The following is a 19,464-nucleotide window of genomic DNA, read 5'->3' on the forward strand; positions in this document are numbered from 1 at the left end:
GGAGCAGCCCGCGCCACGGGATTCCGTGGCGCGGGCTGCTCCGCGTTGTTCCGGCGTCAGATCGAGCGCAAGACCGCCACGACCTTGCCGAGGACGGTGGCCGCGTCGCCGAGGATCGGTTCGAACGCGGAGTTGCGCGGGAGCAGCCACGTGTGGCCGTCGCGCTGGCGGAAGACCTTGACGGTCGCTTCCTCGTCGAGCATCGCGGCGACGATGTCCCCGTTGTCCGCGGTCTGCTGCGACCGGACGACCACCCAGTCGCCGTCGCAGATCGCTGCGTCGATCATCGACTCGCCGACGACCTTGAGCATGAAGAGGTCACCCGTGCCGACCAGCTGCCGGGGGAGCGGGACGATCTCGTCGACGTGCTGCTCGGCCGTGATCGGCACACCGGCGGCGATCCGGCCGACGAGCGGGACCAGGGTCGTGGCGTCGACGTCGGGCGTCTCGACGTCGGGGGTCGGTTCGTCGACCAGGACCTCGAGCGCGCGCGGACGGTTCGGGTCACGACGGATCCAGCCGCCGAGCTCGAGCTGGCCGAGCTGGTGGGAGACGCTCGAGAGCGAGGAGAGGCCTGCGGCGTCGCCGATCTCCCGCATGCTCGGCGGGTAGCCCCGGCTGGCGATCGACGCGCGGATCGCGTCGAGGATCGCCTGCTGCTTCGCCGTCAACGGCTTCTGGACCCGCAGTTCGTCCGCCACGTCGTCTCGCCCTTCGTCGGTGCCGGGCGGTCGGGCAGGAATGTCAGTGGTCCCCGCTTGACTCGTCCCAGTCGATCGAAACAGTATCCGACCGCTCCGGGCCGGACAAACACCTGTTCGAGCGTGTCGGCAGAACATCCCGCACAAACCTCTTCCTGGGACTTGTGCGAGGTCGCATTCGAAACTATGTTCGGTACACGACTTCGGTTCCTCCGAACGGGAAGGCAAGAACGACATGAGCACCATCGCCATCGCTGACCAGCGCACCGCGACGCCCGCCGTCCGTACCCGCCTGCGCATCACGCGCCGCGGTCGCATCGTCCTGACGACCGTCGCGGCCCTCCCGGTCTTCCTCGTCGTCGCCCTCTCCGTGCTGAACGGTGGACAGGCCTCTGCCGGCGACTCCTCGCGTGCCGGTGCTCCCGTGCACTTCGAGACGGTCACCGTGCAGCCGGGTGAGACCCTGTGGCAGCTGGCAGAGGAAACCGCGCCGCAGGCCGACCCCCGCGACTTCGTGCAGGACGTCGTGAGCCTCAACGCCCTCGACGGTTCGACGCTGCAGGCCGGCGAGCAGATCGCGATCCCGGTCAAGTACACCGCGGGCAACTGATCCGGTCGGCGCTCGCCTGACCACCGTCCGGACGGCCGGTCGCCGTCCGGGGGTCCCGGCCTACGATGGGTCGGTGGACACCACGCTCGAAGACCTCCCGATCCGTGACGACCTCCGTGGGCAGAGCCCGTACGGGGCTCCGCAGAAGCACGTGCGCGTCCAGCTCAACGTCAACGAGAACACGCATCCCGTACCGGAGGCCGTCGCTGAGGACATCGTCGCCTCGATCCGGCAGGCCCTGACGACCGTGAACCGCTACCCCGACCGCGAGTTCACCGAGCTCCGGGAGTCCCTCGCGGGCTACCTGAACGGTGGACTCTCCGCCGGGCAGCAGCTCACCCCTGCGCACCTGTGGGCGGCGAACGGGTCGAACGAGGTCCTGCAGCAGCTCCTGCAGGCGTTCGGTGGCCCGGGCCGGTCGGTGCTCGGGTTCCCGCCCACGTACTCGATGCACTCGATCCTCGCGTCCGGCACCGGCACGCGCTGGATCCCCGCGCAGCGCGACGACGAGTTCCGCATCGCGCCGGAGACGGTCGTCGCGGCCATCCGGGAGCACCGACCCGACATCGTGTTCCTGTGCGGCCCGAACAACCCGACGGGCACCCCGCTCGACATCGAGACGATCCGCGCGGCCTACGACGCAACGGACGGCATCGTGATGGTGGACGAGGCCTACGCCGAGTTCATGCCCTCGGACGCCCCGAGCGCCGTCACGCTGCTGCCCGGCCGTCCGCGGCTCGTGGTCTCTCGCACGATGAGCAAGGCCTTCGCCTTCGCCGGAGCCCGTGTGGGGTACCTGGCGGCCGACCCCGCCGTGGTCGACGCGCTCCGCCTGGTGCGGCTGCCGTACCACCTGTCCGCGCTGACGCAGGCGGCGGCGGTGGCGGCGCTCCGGCACGCCCCGGCGATGCTGGCGATGGTCGACGACATCAAGCAGCAGCGTGACCGGATGGTCACGGAGCTCCGGGCGATGGGGTACCGCACGTACGAGACCTGGTCGAACTTCGTCCTGTTCGGCGGGGTCGCCGACCCGAACGCGGCGTTCGAGGCCCTGCTCGACCAGGACGTCATCGTGCGCGACCTCGGCATCCCGAACCACCTGCGCGTGAGTGCGGGGACGGAGGAGGAGACCACCGCGTTCCTCGAGGCCATGCGCCGCGTGGCCGCCGTCCAGCCGCCGGTTAGGGTTGACGCATGACCGCCCGCACCGCCTCGATCAGCCGGAGCACGAGCGAGTCGAGCATCGAGCTCTCGCTCGACCTGGACGGCACCGGTTCGTCCGACGTCTCGACGAGCGTGCCCTTCTTCGACCACATGCTGACGGCGTTCAGCAAGCACTCGCTCATCGACCTCCGCGTGCGCTCGACGGGCGACACCGACATCGACGTGCACCACACGGTCGAGGACACGGGCATCGTGCTCGGGCAGGCCCTGAAGCAGGCCCTCGGCGACCGTGCCGGCATCGGCCGCTACGGCGACGCGCTCGTCCCGCTCGACGAAGCCCTGGCCCAGGCCGTGGTGGACGTCTCCGGTCGTCCCTTCCTCGTGCACTCCGGTGAGCCCGAGGGGTTCGAGTTCCACCGGATCGGTGGGCACTTCACCGGTTCGATGGTGCGCCACGTGTTCGAGGCGATCACGTTCAACGCCGGCATCACGGTGCACGTCCGTGTGCTCGGTGGCCGCGACCCGCACCACATCGCCGAGGCCGAGTTCAAGGCCTTCGCGCGCGCGCTGCGCCGCGCCGTCGAGCTCGATCCGCGGGTCGACGGCATCCCGTCCACGAAGGGGAAGCTGTGACCGCGAAGCCGAACGTCGTCGTCCTCGACTACGGATCGGGCAACGTCCACTCGGCGGCCAAGGCGCTCGAGCGCGCCGGCGCCGACGTCACCCTGACCGCCGACAAGCAGGCCGCGCTCCGCGCCGACGGTCTGCTCGTGCCGGGTGTCGGCGCGTTCGCCGCCGTCGTCGACCAGCTCGAGGGCGTCCGCGGCGGCGAGATCGTCGACCACCGTCTGGCCGGCGGGCGACCGGTGCTCGGCATCTGCGTCGGCATGCAGGTCATGTTCGCCCGCGGGGTCGAGCGCGGTGCGGACGTCGAGGGGCTCGGCCAGTGGCCGGGCACGGTCGAGGAGATCCGTGCCGAGGTCCTGCCGCACATGGGCTGGAACACGGTCGAGGCCCCCGAGGACTCCGTGCTCTTCGACGGCCTGCACGACGAACGGTTCTACTTCGTCCACTCGTACGGCGTGACGGACTTCCCGCTCGACGCCTACGGCCCGTTCCGTGCGCCGCGCCTGACCTGGGCCGAGCACGGGCAGCGGTTCGTCGCCGCCGTGGAGAACGGCCCACTGACGGCCACGCAGTTCCACCCGGAGAAGTCGGGGGAGCCGGGCATCCGGCTGCTCCGCAACTGGGTCGACTCGCTCTGACCCGGCCGTCCACCGGGCGCACGACCGCCTGACGGACGCGAGCCGCGCCTCCCGGCCGTGGCATCCACCGGGGCGGCCGCACCACACCCCACCGAGAACCGACAGGACCATGACCGACCTCACCTCGACCCCGCCCCTCGTCCTGCTGCCCGCCGTCGACGTCGTCGACGGCCAGGCCGTCCGCCTCACGCAGGGCGAGGCCGGCAGCGAGACCTCGTACGGCGACCCCGTCGCCGCGGCCCGCACCTGGCGCGACCAGGGTGCGGAGTGGATCCACCTCGTCGACCTCGACGCGGCGTTCGGGCGCGGTGACAACCGGGCGGTCATCGCGAAGGCGATCCGCGAGGTCGAGGGCGTCTCGGTCGAGCTCTCCGGCGGGATCCGCGACGACGCCTCGCTCGAGGCGGCGCTCGCGACCGGTGCTGCGCGCGTCAACCTCGGCACCGCGGCGCTCGAGAAGCCCGAGTGGGCTGCACGCGTCATCGGCGAGTACGGCGAGCAGATCGCCGTCGGCCTCGACGTCCGTGGCACCACGCTGGCGAGCCGCGGCTGGACCGAGGACGCCGGGGACCTGTGGGAGGTGCTCGACCGGCTCGAGGCCGCCGGGTGCGCCCGCTACGTGGTGACCGACGTCACGAAGGACGGCACGCTGCAGGGGCCGAACGTCGAGCTCCTGCGCGAGGTCTGCGACCGCACCGACCAGCCCGTGGTGGCCTCGGGCGGCATCTCGACGCTCGAGGACCTCCGAGCGCTGCGCGAGCTGGTGCCGCACGGTCTCGAGGGCGCCATCATCGGCAAGGCGCTGTACTCCGGCGCCTTCACGCTGCCGGCCGCCCTCGACATCGCCTCGGAGTAGGCACCGTGGCGGGCATCTCGAACGGTCGCGGCACCGGGCCCGAGGCACCAGCGTCGGGGGCGCACGACGACGCCCACACCCCGGGCGGTGCCGCGGACTCGGCGGGGAACCCGTGGGCGGGACGGACCTTCGACGCCCACGACGACGTCTACGCCGACGACGACGGCCTGGCGGACCCGGCGCTCGTCGCCGCGATCACCGCCCTGCAGCAGGGCGGGTCGCAGCGAGAGGTCGTCGAGGCCCTGCGTGGCGCACGACTGCTCATCCCGCTCGTGGCCGAGGCCGGTGACGTCGGGCACACTCCCGACGGGAAGCTCGTCGACAAGACCCAGGAGCTGTCGATCGTCACCGTCGCCGGCCCCGACGGGCGCAGCGTCATGCCGGCGTTCACGTCCGCCGAGGCGATGCGGTCCTGGGACGCCACCGCCCGACCGGTCCCCGCGGACGCACGCCGGGTGGCGATGGCTGCGGCGAGCGAGGAGACGCAGCTCGTCGTGCTGGACCCGACCGCGCCGACCGAGTTCGTGCTCCGTCGACCCGCCGTGTGGGCGATCGGGCAGGACCTGCCGTGGACGCCGTGCTTCGAGGACGCCGAGGTCGGGCAGGCCTTCGCCGCCTCCGTCGTCGACGAGTCCGCCGTCGCACGCGTCGAGCTGTCGCCGGGCGACCCCCTCGGACGCTTCGCCGGTGCCGAGCTGACGGTCGGGCTGGCGCTGCACCCGGGGCTCGACCAGGCTGCCGTCCAGGCGCTCGTCGGCCGGCTGCAGCAGCGGTGGACGGCGGACGCCGTGATCGCGGACCGGGTGGACAGCATGCGCGTGGCGCTGCGACCCGCCTGACGCAGGACCGACCGTGCGGCCGGGAGGCACGGCCCGGCGCCGTCCCGCCCGCTGCGGCCCGTGCGGCGGTGCGACCGGGGCCGCTGGCGCCACGCCGGTACGATGACCGGGTGAGCACGAACCCGACGACCACCCCCGGCTCCGAGCAGACCCCGGTCGGCCCCACCGGTCGGCCCGTCCGGCAGTTCCCGGTGCCCGCGCCGCTCGACGGCCACGGCCCGGCTCGCATCATCGCGCTCTGCAACCAGAAGGGCGGCGTCGGCAAGACCACGACGTCGATCAACCTCGGCGCCGCGCTCGCCGAGTACGGCCGCAGGGTCCTCGCCGTCGACTTCGACCCGCAGGGCGCCCTGTCCGCCGGCCTCGGGGTCCGCACCCACGACGTCCCCACGGTCTACGACCTGCTGATGGGTTCCGTGAAGGACCCGCGCGAGGTCATCCGCCAGACGAACGTGCCGATGCTCGACGTCATCCCCGCGAACATCGACCTGTCCGCCGCCGAGGTCCACCTCGTCAACGAGGTCGCCCGCGAGCAGATCCTGGCGAGCGTCCTCCGCAAGGTGTCGAACGACTACGACCTGATCCTGGTCGACTGCCAGCCGTCCCTCGGCCTGCTGACGGTCAACGCCCTGACGGCAGCACACGGTGTGCTCATCCCGCTCGAGTGCGAGTTCTTCGCGCTGCGTGGCGTGGCGCTGCTCATCGAGACGATCGACAAGGTGCGTGACCGGCTCAACCCGGCGCTGCGGCTCGACGGCATCCTCGCGACCATGTACGACTCGCGGACGCTGCACTCGCGCGAGGTCATGGAGCGCGTGGTGGAGACCTTCGACGACCACGTGCTCGACACGGTCATCAGCCGGACGGTGAAGTTCCCGGACGCGACGGTCTCGGCGCGACCGATCACGCAGACGGCGCCGGAGCACGCCGCGGCGCACGCGTACCGGGCGCTCGCCAGGGAGCTCGTCGAGCGTGGCGCCGTCGCCTGACCCACCGAGGTCGTCGGCCGACCCGACGACGACGCCGGCCGACCGCAGCGCCGTCGACGGCGCCGTCGACGGCGCGCCCGCGGGCACCACGACCGCCCCGGGGTTCCGGGTCCGACTGCGCAACTTCGACGGCCCCTTCGACCTGCTGCTCTCGCTGATCACGAAGCACGAGCTCGACATCACCGAGGTCTCCCTCGGCGCCGTCACCGGCGAGTTCATCCAGTACGTCCGCCAGGCCGAGTCCGCCGACGAGCTCGACGAGGCCAGTGAGTTCCTCGTGGTCGCGGCCACCCTGCTCGACCTGAAGATCGCCGGGCTGCTCCCGCAGGGTGAGCTCGTCGACGCCGAGGACGTGGCGTTGCTGGAGGCCCGCGACCTGCTCTTCGCACGTCTCCTGCAGTACCGGGCGTTCAAGCAGGCCGCGGAGTGGTTCGGGGCACGGTGGCAGCAGGAGTCCCGCCGGCACGTCCGCAAGGTCCGCCTCGAGGAACGGTTCCGCGCCCGCACGCCGGAGCTCGTCTGGACGCTGTCGGTGCAGGACTTCGCCGCGATCGCGACGCTGGCCTTCGCACCGCGGGAGATCCCGACCGTGGGGTTGGACCACCTGCACGCCCCGCTCGTGAGCATCCGGGAGCAGGCCGCGATCGTCGTGTCGATCCTCCGGACCCGCGGCGACGAGGACGTGTCGTTCCGTGAGCTGGTGGCCGGCGTCTCGGAGACGGGTATCGTTGTGGCTCGCTTCCTGGCGATCCTGGAGCTGTACCGGAACGCGTCGATCTCGTTCGAGCAGTTCGAACCGCTGGGGGAGCTGACACTCCGCTGGACCGCCGAGGACTGGTCCGACGAGAGCCTCGCGAACCTGGGAGCCGACTATGACGGATGACACACGTGCCGCCGCGTCGAGTGCCGAGCCCGGGGGAACGGACGAGGTCGCCGAGGCCCGCGCGGTCGAGCAGGAACTGCACGCCCAGCACACCCCGCACCCGGACCTGCCGGTCGACCGGCAGCTCGAGGCCATCCTGATGATCGCCGACGAGCCCCAGTCGCTCGTGTCGCTCGGTGCCGCGGTGGGCGCGCCGGTGCCCGCCGTCCGACAGGCGATCGAGCGGCTCGTCGCCGACTTCGACGGTGTCGACGGCACCGTCCGTCGCGGCTTCGAGCTCCGCGAGGTCGGCGGCGGCTGGCGCTTCTACGTGCGGCGCGAGCTCGACGACGTCGTCGAGCAGTTCGTCGAGGCCGAGCGGCCGGCACGACTGTCGCAGGCCGCGCTCGAGACCCTCGCGGTCGTCGCCTACAAGCAGCCGATCACGCGGTCGCAGATCGCCTCGATCCGAGCGGTGAACGTCGACGGTGTCGTCCGCACGCTCGTCGCCCGGGGGCTCATCGAGGAGTCGTTCACCGACGCCGAGACCGGGGCCGTCAACTACGTCACGTCCGACCTGCTGCTCCAGCAGCTCGGCATCAACTCGCTCGACGAACTGCCGCTGATCTCGCCTCTGCTGGAGGACGGCGCGGACGGTTTCGGGCACAACGAAGGGATCCCCGATGGCCGCGTTTGAGGACGAACGACGAGGTGGGTCCCGAGGGGGATCCGACGGACGCTCCGGCGGGTACGGTCGCGGTTCCGGCCGCTCCGGCTCGGACCGGTCTGGAGGCGCGGGGCGCGACCGTGCCGCTGGTCCCGGCCGTGCGGACGGCCGGTCCGGTGAGGACCGTGGCGGGTACCGCGGACGCGAGGAGCGTCCGACGGGTGGCGACCGCGGCGGCGACCGCGGGCGTGACGACCGGGCCGGTGGTGACCGTGGCGGGTACCGCGGTCGTGACGACCGTTCGGGTGGCGAGCGTGGTGGGTACCGCGGCGGCTCGGACCAGGGTGGGTACCGCGGGCGTGACGACCGGCAGGGTGGCGAGCGTGGTGGGTACCGCGGCGGCTCGGACCAGGGCGGCTACCGCGGGCGTGACGACCGTTCGGGTGGCGAGCGTGGTGGGTACCGCGGCGGCTCGGACCAGGGCGGGTACCGCGGGCGTGACGACCGGCAGGGTGGCGAGCGTGGTGGGTACCGCGGCGGCTCGGACCAGGGCGGCTACCGCGGGCGCGATGACCGTTCGGGTGGTGAGCGTGGTGGGTACCGCGGCAGGGACGAGCGATCCGGTGGTGACCGCGGACGGTTCGTGAGCCGCGACACCGACCAGCGCAGCAACGACCGCGGCGGGTTCGTCCGTCGCGAAGACGACCTCTCCGGCGGGTACCGCGGCCGTGACGACCGGTCCGGTGGCGAGCGTGGTGGGTACCGCGGCCGTGACGACCGGTCCGGTGGTGAGCGCGGTGGGTACCGCGGCCGTGACGACCGGTCCGGTGGCGAGCGTGGTGGGTACCGCGGCCGTGACGACCGGTCCGGTGGCGAGCGCGGTGGGTACCGCGGCCGCGAGGACGACCGCCGCGGCGCAGACCGTCGCGACGCCGGTCACCGACCGGACCGCAGCGCCGACCGCCGGGACGACCGCCGTGACGACCGCCGTGACCCAGCGCGCGAGGACCGCCGAACCCCCGACGGCCGACCGAGCACCGTCTGGCACAACGGCCGTCGCTACGTCGGCGGCACGACCACCGCACGCAACGGTGACCGGCCGGGCGCGGGCGCGCGGGGACGCGTGCCGAGCAGCGCGGAGCGCGGGACGACGCCGCGCCCGGAGGGCGCTCGTGACGAGCACGGCGTCCCGGTGGAGGGCACGCCCGAACGTCCGATCATCCCCGACTGGGACGCGACCGAGGCAGGGGCGTCCGCCGGGGGTGTCCCGAGCCTCCAGGCCGACGGCGAGCGTCTGCAGAAGGTGATCGCCGCTGCGGGCATCGCGTCCCGGCGGGTCGCGGAGAACCTGATCGTCGAGGGTCGCGTCACCGTCAACGGTGAGGTCGTCGACGCCCTCGGACGCCGCGTCGACCCCGAGACGGACGCGATCGCGGTGGACGGCGTGCCGGTGCAGGTCGACAGCTCCCGGCGGTACGTGCTGCTCAACAAGCCGGTCGGGATCGTGTCGAGCCTGCAGGACGAGCGCGGTCGACGCGACCTGTCGGAGTTCGTCGACCGGTACGAGGAGCGCCTGTTCAACGTCGGTCGGCTCGACACCGAGACGTCCGGGCTGCTCCTGCTGACGAACGACGGCGACCTGGCACACGTGCTGGCCCACCCGTCGTTCGGCGTGACGAAGACCTACATCGCCAAGGTCGCGGGCAACGTGAACCCGGCGACGGTGCAGCGGCTGCTCGACGGGGTGGAACTCGAGGACGGACCGATCGCCGCGGACAAGGTCCGGCTGCTGGAGTCCGCTCGCGGTGAGTCCCTGGTCGAGATCAGCCTGCACTCGGGGCGCAACCGGATCGTGCGACGCATGCTCGACGCGGTCGACCACCCGGTGCTCGAGCTCGTGCGCCGGTCGTTCGGCCCGCTGCAGCTCGGATCGCTGCCGATCGGCAGGGTGCGCGAGCTGTCCACGGTCGAGCTCGGGGCGCTCCTCCGCATCGCCCGCGACGCGAAGGGTGCTGCACCGGGCGACGCCGACGAGGAGGCTGCCGACTGACGCTCGGTAGGCTGAGGCCCGTGACCGACGCCCCCGCCCCGCTCGCCGAACCGGACATCGACCGGCGGCTGCGCGGACCCGTGCGGGTCGTCGGCGCCGGGCTGCTCGGCGCCTCGATCGGGCTCGCCCTGCGCGAGAAGGGCGTCGACGTCGTGCTCGACGACGTCTCACCGGCCGCGCTGGCGCTCGCCGTCGACTACGGCGCGGGTCGTCGACCGGCCGACGGCGACGAGCCGGAGCTCATCGTGGTCGCGGTCCCGCCGGACGTGGTGGCAGCGGTGGTCGAGCGTGAGCTCGTCGCGTTCCCGCGCGCGGTCGTGACCGACGTCGCGAGCGTGAAGACCGGGCCGCTCGCACGCCTGCGGGCATCGGGCGCCGACGTCAGCCGGTACATCGGGTCGCACCCGATGGCGGGCCGGGAGCGCAGCGGACCGACGGCGGCGCGGGCCGACCTGTTCGTCGGACGCCCGTGGGTGATCGCCGGCCACGACGCCATCTCCTACCAGCGTGCCGCGGTGGTCGAGGACCTCGCCCTCGACGTGGGAGCGACGGTCGTCCCGATGGAGCCGGACTCCCACGACCTCGCCGTCGCGTACGTCTCGCACGCGCCGCAGCTCGTCTCGACCCTGATGGCCGCACGGCTGCAGGAAGCCCCCGACGGGTCGCTCGACCTGGCGGGCGGCGGTGTCCGCGACGTCACGCGGATCGCCGCCAGCGACCCCGGCCTGTGGGTGCAGATCATCGGGGCGAACGCCGCGAACATCCGGCCGGTGCTGACGGACCTGCGTGACGACCTCGACCGGGTCCTCCGCGCGCTCGACGACCCGGACGGCCAGGGGTCACCCCGGACGATCGCCGAGACCATCGCCGCCGGCAACCGCGGGGTCGAGCGGCTCCCCGGCAAGCACGGTACGACCAAGCGCTTCGCCCAGGTGGTCGTCCTCGTCGACGACACCCCGGGGCAGATCGCCGCACTCCTGCAGTTCATCGGGGAGATCGGCATCAACCTCGAGGACATGCGCCTCGAGCACTCACCGGGCGCACCGATCGGCATCGTCGAGGTGTCGGTCGTGCCCGAGCAGGAACAGCGACTCGTCGAGGAACTCGAGGGGCGCGGATGGAGGATCGCAGCAGCATGGGCATGAACGACGACACGCACGTCACCCTGGACGAGTCCGGCGTCACCGGGGGACCCGAGGGCCCCGACTCCGGCCTGCCCACCCCGACGCCGCCGGGCGACGGAGCGGCCGGCGGAGCCGACGGCGGCGCGCTCGGCGGGCCGGCCGGCGGCCTGGGCACCCCCGGTGGCGAGCCGGGTTCGACCAGCGCTCCGGTCCCGTCCGGTCTGCCGCAGGGCGCCTTCGTGGCGAAGACCGTCATCGCGGTCGACGGACCCGCGGGCAGCGGCAAGTCGAGCGTCTCGCGCGCCGCGGCCCGTGCGCTGGGCTTCGGGTACCAGGACACCGGTGCCGCCTACCGCGCCCTGGCGTGGCACGCACTGCAGCAGGGCATCGACCTCGACGACCCCGCGGCCGTCGTGGCGAGCTGGGACACCTTCGACTACGCGATCGGCACCGACCCCGACGAGTACTTCGTGCGCGTCGGCGACACCGACGTGACCGACGCGATCCGCACGCCGGAGGTCACCGCAGCGGTCGCGCACATCGCGAAGCTGCCCGAGGTCCGCGAGAAGCTCGTGCAGCTCTTCCGGCAGGTCATGCGGAAGGCCGACGCGCAGGGCATCATCACCGAGGGGCGCGACATCACCACGGTCGTCGCACCCGATGCCGAGGTCCGCATCCTGCTGACCGCCGACGAGTCGGTTAGGATGGCTCGGCGCTCGGCAGAGGTCACCACGCAGTCAGCCGCCGAGACCTCCGCCGCACTCGCCCGTCGAGACGCGGCGGACGCGAAGGTCGTCGACTTCATGAACGCCGCCGACGGCGTCACGACGCTCGACTCCACCGACCTCGACTTCGACCAGACCGTCCAGGCGGTCGTCGACCTGGCCCGAGCGGCCACGCACTGACGCACGACCGGGCGCCGCCCGGTCACCACGACCGGGCTGCCCGGTCACCACGGCCGGGGAACCGGCCCGGCCGGCACCGGCCACCGACACCGCGGCTCCGGTCGCACACGAGGAAACCCACCATGGCCCAGCAGGACAGCCACGACAACGACGACTTCCCGGAGTACGACGACGCGCTCGGCGAACGGCTCGCCGGACTCGACGACGCCGAGGCGGACCAGCGTGCGAACGCGCTCCGCGTCGGGCTCGACGAGTACGAGCTCGACGACGAGGACGTCGCGCTCCTCGACGCCGGCGAACTCGGCGAGGACGGCGTCCACTACCTGCCCGCGTACCCGGTGCTCGCGATCGTCGGGCGGCCGAACGTCGGCAAGTCGGCGCTCGTCAACCGCATCATCGGTCGACGCGAGGCCGTCGTGCAGGACGTCCCCGGCGTCACCCGCGACCGCGTGAGCTACAAGGCCGAGTGGAACGACAAGCGCTTCACGCTCGTCGACACCGGCGGGTGGGAGCCCGACGCCCGCGGCATCAACGCCTCGGTCGCCGCCCAGGCCGAGGTCGCCGTCGACCTGGCCGACGCCGTGCTCTTCGTCGTCGACGTCACGGTCGGCATCACCGCCACCGACGAGCACGTCGTGAAGATGCTCCGTGGGACCGACCGTCCGGTCATCGTCGTGGCGAACAAGGCCGACGACGACCGCCGTGACCTCGACGCCTTCGAGCTCTGGAACCTCGGGCTCGGCGAGCCGCACCCCGTCTCGGCGCTGCACGGCCGCGGTGTCGCGGACCTGATGGACCTCATCATCACGACGCTCCCCGACACGTCGGCCGTCGCCAAGCAGGAGGTCGGCGGCCCCCGTCGCGTCGCGATCCTCGGGCGCCCGAACGTCGGCAAGAGCTCGCTGCTGAACAAGGCGGCGGGCGAGGAGCGCGTCGTCGTCAACGACCTCGCGGGCACCACGCGCGACCCGGTGGACGAGCAGATCGAGCTCGGCGGGCGCGTCTGGCGCTTCGTCGACACCGCCGGCATCCGGAAGCGCGTGCACCTGCAGCAGGGCGCGGACTTCTACGCGTCGCTCCGCACGACCGCGGCGCTCGAGAAGGCCGAGGTCGCCGTCGTCGTGCTCGACGTGACCGAGCCGATCTCGACGCAGGACCTCCGCATCATCGACCTGGTCCTCGAGTCCGGTCGGGCACTGGTCCTGGCCTACAACAAGTGGGACCTGCTCGACGACGACCGGCGTCGCTACCTCGAGCGCGAGATCGAGCAGGACCTGGCGCACGTGGCCTGGGCGCCGCGCGTGAACATCTCCGCCCGGACGGGTCGCCACCTCGAGAAGCTCGTCCCGGCGCTCGAGACCGCACTCGAGTCGTGGGACACCCGCATCCCGACAGGCAAGGTCAACGCCTTCATCGCCGAGCTCGTGCAGGAGCACCCGCACCCGGTCCGCGGCGGCAAGCAGCCCCGCATCCTGTTCGGGACGCAGGCGTCGAGCCAGCCGCCGACGTTCGTGCTCTTCACCTCGGCGTTCCTCGACCCGCAGTACCGCCGCTTCATCACGCGTCGTCTGCGCGAGGTGTGGGGCTTCGAGGGGACGCCGATCAACGTCAACATGCGGGTGCGCGAGCGCCGCAAGCGCACGTAGCGGTCGGACGACGACGTGGCACGGCGAGCACGGCGAGGCCCCCTGGCGGGCCTGCTGGCGCTCGCCGTCGTCGTGTCCGGGGTCGGTGCCGCCTGGCTCGTCACCGGTGACGACGACGTCGTGCGGACCGCACGTGCCACCGACCGAGCGTCGACGGCACCGGAGGGAGCCGGACCGCTCGGGGTGTCGAACGCCCTCGGCGCTCCGATCCCCGGTGCCGACCGACGACCGGACGTCCCGCGCAGCGTCGAGGACTGGGTCGGCCGGGTCCTGCCCGTGTCCGGCACCGTGGTGCCCCTGGTCGACGGGATCGCCGCGACCGTCCGGATCGAGCGCATCGACGAGTCGTCCGTGGCGGTCCGGATCGACGACCTGTCCTCGCCGCCGGGCACGCGCGCGGTCCGACTCGTCCTGTCGCCGGACGCGATGCCCGACCGCAGCACCCTCGCGCACGCCCCCGGCGTCGTGACGGCCTCCGTCGACGAACACACGTCCGGGGGCTTCTCGCTCATCACCGACGGCTCGTCGCTCCAGGCGGACACCCGTTCCGCGGCCCTGGTGGACGACGAGACCGACGAGGTGCTCGGCGTCGCACTGCTCGTCCCCGCCGACTGAGGGGACCCGCGTCGACCGACGAGGACCGGCCCGCACCTCGGACACGTCCCGGATGCGGCACCATTGACGTGTGCGTCTCCCCGTCCTCGCCGACCGTCTCTGGTGCCGGCTGCACCTGGACCGTCTCGCCGGTGGGCGACAGGCCGACTACGTGATCCGCGAGGACATGCTCGCCCACCCGGACACGGTCCGTTCGTTCCGGTGGATCCGCTGGTTGCTCGTCGCCGAGACCGCGGTCGGACTCGCGGCGATCGTCGTCGCCGTGCTGCTCACCCGTGCGGGGGAGACCGTGGCCTGGGCCGTCTGGTTCCGGGCGACCGTGGTGCTCCTCATCACCCTGACGCTCTACGTGTTCGCGTGGCGGGCGCAGCTCGGCTACTACTGGGCGTACCAGCGCCTCCGGCTCTTCAGCAGGATCTTCCCGGTCGTGACCCTGGTCGTCGCTGCGATCCCCGGGCTCTACCCGTTCTGGATGGTCATCGAGCAGATCCTCTTCTCGCTCCTGATGATCGGCATCGGCGACGTGCTGACGAGCGACCACATGCGCGCGACGTTCCCGAAGCCGGTCCGCACGCCGCGGGAGGACCACTCCACGGACTGACCGACGGCGGTCCCCAGGTCGGCGTGCACCCGTACGATGGTCGGCACGGGGGTGGTGTGTGAAACTCAAGGTGACCATCGCGGGGCCACGAGCAGACCGCGACGTCGTGGTGACGGCGGACGTGACGGCGACCGTCGGTTCGCTCGCCGACCGGCTGTCCCGTGGGCGGACGGCGGCCGACGGCGTCCCGCTGACGCTGCGCGTGTGGTTCCCCGACCGACCGCAGCCCCGGCTGCTCAACCCGTCCGCGACGGTGCACGAGTCGTCGCTCCGTTCCGGCTGCCGGGTCGAGGTCGTCGCCGCGACCGACCGCCGCCGCGGCGACGACGTCGAGGACGCCCCCGCCGCCGTGGCGCACGTCGTCTCCGGGCCGGATGCCGGCAACGAGTACACCCTGTCCGAAGGGGTGAACCTGATCGGCCGCGACGCGATGGCCCAGGTCTGGCTCGCCGGGGACGACCTGGTCTCCCGTCGTCACGCCACGGTCACGATCGGCGACACGGTCGAGGTCGTCGACCTGAACTCCGCGAACGGGGTCGAGGTCGACGGTCGGCTCGTCGCGCGGGCGTTCGTCGACCCGGAGACGACGGTCTCGGTCGGTGACACCACGCTGCGCATCCGACCGCTGCCCGCCGCACCGTCCGTGCCGGGCACGGGTACGCCGGCGTCCGCGGTCCCCGAGGTGGACTTCAGCCGCTCGCCCCGCGTCGAGCCAGCGCACCGCGGCCGGCAGTTCACGCTGCCCGAGATCCCGGTCCCGGGGGAGAAGCCCCGGTTGCCGATGATCGCGATCATCGCGCCGATCATCCTCGGCGCGGTCCTGTTCCTCGTCACGAAGCAGCCGTACACGCTGATCTTCATCGCGCTCTCGCCGGTCATCATGATCGGGACGTGGATCGACCAGCGTGTCCAGGCCCGGCGGCGCCGGCGCGACGAACGCCAGCGGTTCGAGGAGTCGCTCGCCGATTCGCGCGAGCGGCTGGCGGCGGCCCGCACGACGGAGATCGCGGCGCGGACGGCCGAGTCGCCCGCCCCGGCCGTCGTGACGGCCGCGATGCGCGACCGCTCGGCGCTGCTGTGGACCCGGAAGCCCGAGCACACCACCTTCCTCGAGGTCCGCTTCGGTGCCGGCACGCAGCCGTCGCGGTCGACCGTCACGCTGCCCTCCAGGAACTCCGGCAGCGTCGACGACTGGAACCGCGCCGAAGCACTCGCCGACGAGTACGCCACGGTCGGGCCGGTGCCCGTGGTGGAGACGTTCGAACGTGCCGGCGCGATCGGTGTCGCCGGCACCGGGCTGGCGGCGGACGACGTCGCACGGTCGCTCGTGGTGCAGCTCGCGGGGCTGCACAGCCCGGCGGACCTCGTGCTCACCGCCTTCGCCGGTGGCACCACCACCGACCAGTGGTCCTGGCTGAAGTGGCTCCCGCACGTCGACTCGCCCTACAGCCCACTGCGGTCCACGGGGCTCGTGCACGACTTCGCCGGCGCCTCGACGCTGCTGGCCGAGCTCGAGGGACTCGTGGCGACCCGCCGTGCAGCCGGCTCGGGCCGTGGTGAGCAGGTCCGGTCGCGCATCGACGAGTCCCGCGCCCTCGACGAGGACCACGGCGAGTCCGTCGACCGCCTGCCCGCGACGCCGGCCGTCGTCGTGCTCGTCACCGCCGAGGCTCCCGCCGACCGTGCCCGTCTCGTCGCCCTGGCCGAGGAGGGCCCGGACCTCGGCGTCCACGTCCTCTGGCTCGCGCCCACGCTGCAGGCACTGCCCGTCGTCTGCCGGACGCACATCGTGCTCGACCGGACGAGCGGGTCTGCCACGGTCGGCTTCGTCCGGTCCGGGCAGTCCGTGGTGCTCGACGAGCTCGACCGGGTGGACAGCATCGAAGCAGCGACCGTCGCCCGTGCGATCGCCCCGATCCAGGACTCCGGCGCGCGGGTCCTCGACGAGACCGACCTGCCGCACAGCGTGGCGTTCGTCGACCTGTACGAGGGCGACGTCGCCGGTGACCCGTCCGCGATCGTCCAACGGTGGTCGAAGAACGACAGCCTGACTGCCGCGTGGTCACCGGGATCCGGGCGCGAGAGCGGCGGCGTCCGTGCCGTCGTCGGTCAGGGACCGAGCGAGCCGCTCGCCCTCGACCTCCGCGCCCACGGCCCGCACGCGCTCGTCGGCGGGACCACGGGCGCCGGCAAGAGCGAGTTCCTGCAGACGTGGATCATGGGCATGGCGACCGAGTACGCGCCGGATCGACTCACGTTCCTGCTCGTCGACTACAAGGGTGGCGCGGCGTTCGCCGAGTGCGTCGGCCTGCCGCACACCGTCGGGCTCGTCACCGACCTCAATCCGCACCTCGTCCGCCGCGCCCTCACCTCGCTGCGGGCCGAGCTCCGGTACCGCGAGCACCTGCTCAACGACCGTGGCGCGAAGGACCTCGTCACGCTCGAGCAGCGCGGTGACCCGGCGGCACCGCCCGTGCTCGTCATCGTGATCGACGAGTTCGCCGCACTCGCCACCGAGATCCCGGAGTTCATCGACGGCGTCATCGACGTCGCGCAGCGCGGTCGGTCCCTCGGACTGCACCTCGTGATGGCGACCCAGCGCCCGAGCGGGGTCATCAAGGACTCCCTCCGGGCGAACACGAACCTCCGCATCGCCCTCCGCGTCGCCGACCCGGTCGACAGCGAGGACGTCCTCGGCGTGGCCGACGCCGCCTTCTTCGACCCGGGCACCCCCGGTCGCGCGGCCGCCAAGATCGGCCCGGGACGCGTGCTGGACTTCCAGACCGCCTACCTCGGTGGTCGCTCCGACGACGTCGTGCACGAGCCGGACGTCGACGTGCAGGACTTCCCCTTCGGCCCCGGCAGCACCTGGCCGAGTCCACCGCGGGCACCGCGCGACTCGACGCGGGCGCGCGACATCGAGCGGCTCGCCGCCACGATCGTCCGCGCGGCGGACCGGCAGGGCCTCGAGGTCCCCCGGAAGCCGTGGCTGGACCAGCTGCCCGATGCCGTCGGCCTGGAGGCACTGCCCGCCTCCGACGGGTCGGCACTCGTGATCGGGACGGTCGACCTGCCCGAGTCCCAGCGGCAGACCCCGTTCCGTCTCGACCTCGACGCGGCCGGCAACGTGGCCGTGCTCGGCGCGGGCGGGGCCGGGAAGTCCGCGGCGCTCCGCGCCGTGGCGGTGGCGGCCTCCGCCGCAGCGGACCGGTTCCCGGTCCGGATCACCGGACTGGACTTCGGCGGTGGTGGCCTGCGCATGCTCGAGGCGCTGCCGACGGTGGGCACCGTGATCAGCGGGCCGGACGACGAACGGATCACGCGCCTCCTGGCCGACCTCGAGTCGACCGTCGCCGACCGCTCCGGGCGGTTCGCGGCCGCCCGGGCCGCGAACCTCAGCGAGTACCGCGACGTGACCGGCATCGCCGAACCGCGCATCCTCGTCCTGGTCGACGGCATGGGGGCGTTCCGCAACGAGTACGAGTTCCGCCTCGGCACCCAGCCGGTCTTCGACCAGCTCGTCGCGATCGCGGCGACCGGGCGCGGGCTGGGCGTGCACCTGGTGATGAGTGCGGACCGCATCGCGGCCTTCCCGTCGAACCTGCAGGCCGCGATCGGCGAGCGCATCGTGCTCCGCCTGGCGACCGAGATGGAGTACCACGCGGCCGACGTGCCGGCGGACGTGCTCGAGGACGCCGTGCCCGGCAGGGGACTCGTCGACGAGCACGAGGTCCAGGTGGCGGTGCCCGGTGGCAGCGCCGACCTCGTCGCGCAGGCGGCGGCGGTCGACGAGCTCGCCGCCGACCTGCTGCGCCGTGGTGTCGCGGAGGCCCCGCCGATCCGCCGACTGCCCGAGGACGTCGATCGAGCCGCGCTGCCGGTCGCCGTGGCCGGGCGACCGACGATCGGCCTCGCGGACGACACCCTCGGCCCGGTGGGCATCCCGACCGACGGCCTCTTCGTGGTCACGGGACCCTTCGGCTCCGGACGCTCGACCACCATGCGGACCGTCCTGCGGTCCGTGCGCGCGACGTGGCCGGACCGACCCGCGCACCTGGTCGTCGGCAGGCGGTCCACGCTGCGCGACGCCACCGACTGGGCGTCGGCGGCGCAGGACGCGACGGACGCCGAGGCCATCGCCTCGCAGCTCGCGACCGCGCTCGAGAGCGGTGCGTCGAGCGGGCCGGACCCGGTGATCGTGATCGAGAACGTCGGTGACTTCGAGGGGCTGCCCGCGGAGAGCCAGGTCGCGCGGCTCATCAAGGCCGCCCGCCGTGCTGGCGTGTTCGTGCTCGCCGAGGCCGACACGGTCACGGCCCCGAACGCGTGGCAACTCTTCGCCGAGCTGAAGACCGCGCGTGCCGGGATCGCCCTGCAACCGGAGGAGACCGACGGGCTCACGCTCTTCCGGACGGCGTTCCCGCGGGTGACCCGGACCGACTTCCCCGTCGGGCGCGGCATCATGGTCGACTCCGGGCGGATCACCCGCGTGCAGGTCGCTCGGGACCCCGAGTCCTCCTGATCGGGGACCCGTTCGTCCCCCTCGAACGGGGGTGTGGACATCGCATGG

General features: G+C 72.7%; 17 protein-coding genes. 16 read left to right on the top strand and 1 reads right to left on the bottom strand.

The genetic code is table 11. The annotated features are described in order from the left end of the window. Positions 1-56: 56 nt before the first annotated feature. Complete coding sequence (gene lexA / locus NI26_RS05385) at positions 57-701, bottom strand: transcriptional repressor LexA (protein WP_066653301.1); 645 nt, start codon at positions 699-701, stop codon at positions 57-59. A 235-nt stretch (positions 702-936) separates the two neighbouring features. On the opposite strand from lexA, the gene NI26_RS05390 reads away from it, so the two are divergent. From NI26_RS05390 to NI26_RS05465, 16 genes are all read left to right on the top strand, one after another. Further along, on the top strand, positions 937-1,311 hold the full coding sequence (locus NI26_RS05390; RefSeq protein ID WP_066653310.1) for a LysM peptidoglycan-binding domain-containing protein: 375 nt from the start codon (positions 937-939) through the stop codon (positions 1,309-1,311). 73 nt (positions 1,312-1,384) lie between these two features. Next, on the top strand, positions 1,385-2,509 hold the full coding sequence (locus NI26_RS05395; protein ID WP_066653311.1) for a histidinol-phosphate transaminase: 1,125 nt from the start codon (positions 1,385-1,387) through the stop codon (positions 2,507-2,509). Then, positions 2,506-3,108 (top strand): imidazoleglycerol-phosphate dehydratase HisB, encoded by a 603-nt coding sequence (gene hisB / locus NI26_RS05400; RefSeq protein WP_066653318.1) that lies wholly within the window; start codon positions 2,506-2,508, stop codon positions 3,106-3,108. The genes NI26_RS05395 and hisB overlap by 4 nt, the downstream gene beginning before the upstream one ends. Then, entirely contained in the window at positions 3,105-3,740 is a 636-nt protein-coding gene (hisH, locus tag NI26_RS05405; RefSeq protein ID WP_066653320.1) for an imidazole glycerol phosphate synthase subunit HisH, read from the top strand. Before hisB ends, hisH begins: the two co-directional genes overlap by 4 nt. Positions 3,741-3,849: 109 nt before the next feature. Beyond that, positions 3,850-4,596 carry a bifunctional 1-(5-phosphoribosyl)-5-((5-phosphoribosylamino)methylideneamino)imidazole-4-carboxamide isomerase/phosphoribosylanthranilate isomerase PriA gene (priA, locus tag NI26_RS05410; protein WP_066653322.1) on the top strand — a complete coding sequence of 249 codons (747 nt, stop codon included), beginning with the start codon at positions 3,850-3,852 and terminating at the stop codon, positions 4,594-4,596. A gap of 5 nt (positions 4,597-4,601) precedes the next feature. Beyond that, positions 4,602-5,435, top strand: coding sequence for an SseB family protein (locus NI26_RS05415; RefSeq protein ID WP_081984754.1), 834 nt, complete (start codon positions 4,602-4,604; stop codon positions 5,433-5,435). A 110-nt stretch (positions 5,436-5,545) separates the two neighbouring features. Beyond that, positions 5,546-6,424, top strand: coding sequence for a ParA family protein (locus NI26_RS05420; protein WP_066653324.1), 879 nt, complete (start codon positions 5,546-5,548; stop codon positions 6,422-6,424). Beyond that, complete coding sequence (locus NI26_RS05425) at positions 6,408-7,307, top strand: segregation and condensation protein A (RefSeq protein ID WP_081984756.1); 900 nt, start codon at positions 6,408-6,410, stop codon at positions 7,305-7,307. The genes NI26_RS05420 and NI26_RS05425 overlap by 17 nt, the downstream gene beginning before the upstream one ends. Beyond that, positions 7,297-7,983, top strand: coding sequence for an SMC-Scp complex subunit ScpB (gene scpB / locus NI26_RS05430; protein ID WP_081984758.1), 687 nt, complete (start codon positions 7,297-7,299; stop codon positions 7,981-7,983). Before NI26_RS05425 ends, scpB begins: the two co-directional genes overlap by 11 nt. Positions 7,984-9,247: 1,264 nt before the next feature. Continuing rightward, positions 9,248-10,003: a pseudouridine synthase gene (locus NI26_RS17155; protein WP_066657976.1), complete on the top strand. Its 756-nt coding sequence runs from the start codon at positions 9,248-9,250 to the stop codon at positions 10,001-10,003. Between the two features lie 20 nt (positions 10,004-10,023). Then, positions 10,024-11,148 carry a prephenate dehydrogenase gene (locus tag NI26_RS05440; protein ID WP_144411261.1) on the top strand — a complete coding sequence of 375 codons (1,125 nt, stop codon included), beginning with the start codon at positions 10,024-10,026 and terminating at the stop codon, positions 11,146-11,148. Positions 11,149-11,348: 200 nt separating this feature from the next. Next, positions 11,349-12,032: a (d)CMP kinase gene (gene cmk / locus NI26_RS05445; RefSeq protein ID WP_285841182.1), complete on the top strand. Its 684-nt coding sequence runs from the start codon at positions 11,349-11,351 to the stop codon at positions 12,030-12,032. A gap of 122 nt (positions 12,033-12,154) precedes the next feature. Then, entirely contained in the window at positions 12,155-13,678 is a 1,524-nt protein-coding gene (gene der / locus NI26_RS05450; RefSeq protein WP_066653326.1) for a ribosome biogenesis GTPase Der, read from the top strand. A gap of 15 nt (positions 13,679-13,693) precedes the next feature. Then, positions 13,694-14,293 (top strand): hypothetical protein, encoded by a 600-nt coding sequence (locus NI26_RS05455; protein ID WP_066653329.1) that lies wholly within the window; start codon positions 13,694-13,696, stop codon positions 14,291-14,293. A gap of 70 nt (positions 14,294-14,363) precedes the next feature. Continuing rightward, the gene (locus tag NI26_RS05460) at positions 14,364-14,894 is read left to right on the top strand and encodes a hypothetical protein (protein WP_066653332.1); all 531 of its coding nucleotides are present in this window, start codon (positions 14,364-14,366) and stop codon (positions 14,892-14,894) included. Positions 14,895-14,952: 58 nt separating this feature from the next. Continuing rightward, positions 14,953-19,416: an FtsK/SpoIIIE domain-containing protein gene (locus NI26_RS05465; RefSeq protein WP_066653334.1), complete on the top strand. Its 4,464-nt coding sequence runs from the start codon at positions 14,953-14,955 to the stop codon at positions 19,414-19,416. Positions 19,417-19,464: the final 48 nt, after the last annotated feature.

Origin of the sequence: Curtobacterium sp. MR_MD2014 (genome assembly GCF_000772085.1) — a bacterium.
In the GTDB taxonomy this organism is placed as follows: Bacteria; Actinomycetota; Actinomycetes; order Actinomycetales; family Microbacteriaceae; genus Curtobacterium.

What these genes read in the sequence shown, in the direction of transcription:
- NI26_RS05390 (WP_066653310.1), top strand. Translation starts at nt 937, where the DNA reads ATGAGCACCATCGCCATCGCTGACCAGCGCACCGCGACGCCCGCCGTC.
- hisB (WP_066653318.1), top strand. Translation starts at nt 2,506, where the DNA reads ATGACCGCCCGCACCGCCTCGATCAGCCGGAGCACGAGCGAGTCGAGC.
- priA (WP_066653322.1), top strand. Translation starts at nt 3,850, where the DNA reads ATGACCGACCTCACCTCGACCCCGCCCCTCGTCCTGCTGCCCGCCGTC.
- scpB (WP_081984758.1), top strand. Translation starts at nt 7,297, where the DNA reads ATGACGGATGACACACGTGCCGCCGCGTCGAGTGCCGAGCCCGGGGGA.
- der (WP_066653326.1), top strand. Translation starts at nt 12,155, where the DNA reads ATGGCCCAGCAGGACAGCCACGACAACGACGACTTCCCGGAGTACGAC.